General features: G+C 36.3%; 3 protein-coding genes and 2 pseudogenes. 4 read left to right on the top strand and 1 reads right to left on the bottom strand.

Translation table 11 applies throughout. The features are described 5' to 3' along the window. A partial coding sequence (locus BGI33_RS07565; RefSeq protein ID WP_144235403.1) for an integrase core domain-containing protein occupies positions 1 to 716 on the top strand: 716 nt, incomplete at its 5' end. A 140-nt stretch (positions 717 to 856) separates the two neighbouring features. Here BGI33_RS07565 and BGI33_RS07560 read toward each other — a convergent pair. Next, positions 857 to 1,079: pseudogene (locus tag BGI33_RS07560) on the bottom strand (transposase); the annotation flags it as partial. A gap of 82 nt (positions 1,080 to 1,161) precedes the next feature. Between BGI33_RS07560 and BGI33_RS13460 the strand changes: the two are divergent. From BGI33_RS13460 to BGI33_RS07550, 3 genes and pseudogenes are all read left to right on the top strand, one after another. Then, positions 1,162 to 1,278 (top strand): annotated as a pseudogene (locus BGI33_RS13460) (RHS repeat-associated core domain-containing protein); the annotation flags it as partial. Beyond that, positions 1,264 to 1,683, top strand: coding sequence for an HNH endonuclease signature motif containing protein (locus BGI33_RS07555; RefSeq protein WP_218965126.1), 420 nt, complete (start codon positions 1,264 to 1,266; stop codon positions 1,681 to 1,683). The pseudogene BGI33_RS13460 and the gene BGI33_RS07555, both read left to right, overlap by 15 nt. Further along, positions 1,674 to 2,087, top strand: a complete 414-nt coding sequence (locus tag BGI33_RS07550) for an SMI1/KNR4 family protein (protein WP_100089931.1) — start codon at positions 1,674 to 1,676, stop codon at positions 2,085 to 2,087. The genes BGI33_RS07555 and BGI33_RS07550 overlap by 10 nt, the downstream gene beginning before the upstream one ends. The last annotated feature ends 125 nt before the right edge of the window (positions 2,088 to 2,212 follow it).

The following is a 2,212-nucleotide window of genomic DNA, read 5'->3' as shown; positions in this document are numbered from 1 at the left end:
TCGCTCTGGAAACAAAAGTAGCTCAGGAAGGGCTTGTGTTAACAGAAAGCCAGCTACAGGCTTTAGAGAAAGCGAAAGCAGCGCGAGAGGCACAGGGTGAAATTGAGACCCAGCATCCTGGATACTTATGCGCACAAGATACATATTATGTTGGTCATATTAAAGGGATTGGGAAAATATACCAACAAACGTTTATTGATACCTATTCAAGACTGGCGTTTGCTAAAGTATATACGGAGAAAAACAGTTTAGTTGCTGCGGATATGCTCAATGATAAAGTGATACCATTTTTTGATAATGAGCAGGTAGCGCTTTTACGAATTCTGACGGATAGAGGAAGTGAGTATAACGGTCATAAAGAGCGTCATGCATACGAACTATATCTGAATTTGGAGGATATAGAGCATACGAAAACAAAAGCCTACAGTCCGCAAACGAATGGTATATGTGAGCGGTTCCATAAGACGATGAAGACCGAGTGTTATGATATTATGTTTAGACGTAAAATATATACAGAACTGAAAGAGATACAACAAGATATTGAGCTTTGGCTAGAGTTTTACAATCGGGAAAGAGCACATTCAGGGAAATACTGTTATGGTAAGACACCTTGGCAAACTTGGGTAGAGACAAAAGGACTGGCTAAAGAAAAGCAGCTAGAGAATTTATTTTACTCATCAGACAGTCATTGTATTAGAACGAATGCCGATGAGTAGGTGGTGTCTGTCAGATTAAGTTTAAGCTAGTACAGCTCATAGCAATAGTAACAGGATGACTTTCTTGTAATTGCACAGCCCAAGCTTTACGTGCCTTGGTAGGCACTATAGCTTTTTTATGATTTCCTCCTGAAGCTGAGATTTTAAACTGAGCTCGGCAAACATCTGCTTAAGCTTGCGGTTTTCAGCCTCCAGCTCCTTTAAACGTTTGATATCGGAGGTTTCCATACCACCGTATTTTTCCCGCCATTTATAAAAAGTCGAATTACCGATGCCATATTTACGGCAAAGTTCTTTAACAGGAATACCGGCTTCAGCTTCTTTTAAAATGGATACAATCTGATGTTCAGTCATTTTTTTCATGTTTAAATCCTCTATGGGTTAATAAAGAGAATTTTCTACTTCAGAGCTGTACTATTTTAGGGGGTAGTTACACTTACATTACAATACTTTCAGGTACTATGATCCGGATATAGGACGCTTTACCCAGCCAGACCCGATTGGTTTAGCTGGCGGATTGAATCTGTATCAGTATGCGCCTAATGGGTTGACTTGGATTGATCCGTGGGGCTTAGCAGTAGATTCAATAACTAAACTGAAAGAACGTGGCTATACGGGAGTAATTAAAACTTCAGGAGGTGGATTAGATTATTCAGGCAGTAATGCACTATATAATAAACGACCGGGAATCAACCCTATTGTAACAATCGAATATACCGGTGATTATCTTAAAGATTTTGAAGCTGCTAACAAACAAGCAGGACTAAAGCAGAAAACAACTCCAAGAGGATATGTTTGGCATCATCTTGATGATTATGATCCTGTTACTAATAAAGGTACAATGCAACTCGTTGAAAAGAAAGCACACCAAGGAATAAACCATTCAGGTGGAGTTAGTCAATATAAAGCAACTACTGGTAAAAATTATACATTTCCAGCTAGAAAGGGTAATAGCAAATGCAACTAATACTCGAAGAATCGGAAAAACAATTATCTTTTGAAGAACTTGAAGAATTTAGCAAATATTTTGATAAAGAGATTCCACTTTCATTTATTAATTTTTATATTAAATTTAATGGTGGTTACCCTCCCGAAAACGGTGAACATAATTTCTTTTTATTGGGTGGCTTTAATCCAATAAAATATGGTGATTTAACTATAGAAGATATTTATGCTAACTTAATTGATGAATTTTCTAATTTAAAATATATGATTCCTTTTGCTTATGATGAGGGTGGAAATTGCTTTTTACTTTCATTAAAAGATAAAAATTATGGAGAAATATATATATGGTTGATGGATGAAAAAGAATTAGTTTTAGTATCTGAATCATTTGATTGTTTTATTAATAAACTGTCACAAGATTATTAGCTGTACTAGCTTAAACTTAATCTGACAGACACTACCTACTCATCGGCATTCGTTCTAACACAATGACTGTCTGATGAGTAAAATAAATTCTCTAGCTGCTTTTCTTTAGCCAGTCCTTTTGTCTC

Source organism: Snodgrassella alvi, from assembly GCF_002777425.1.
Classification (GTDB): Bacteria; Pseudomonadota; Gammaproteobacteria; order Burkholderiales; family Neisseriaceae; genus Snodgrassella; species Snodgrassella alvi_B.
The sequence above is the reverse complement of the archived record's forward strand: the minus strand, read 5'-3'. Positions and strand labels throughout refer to the sequence as shown.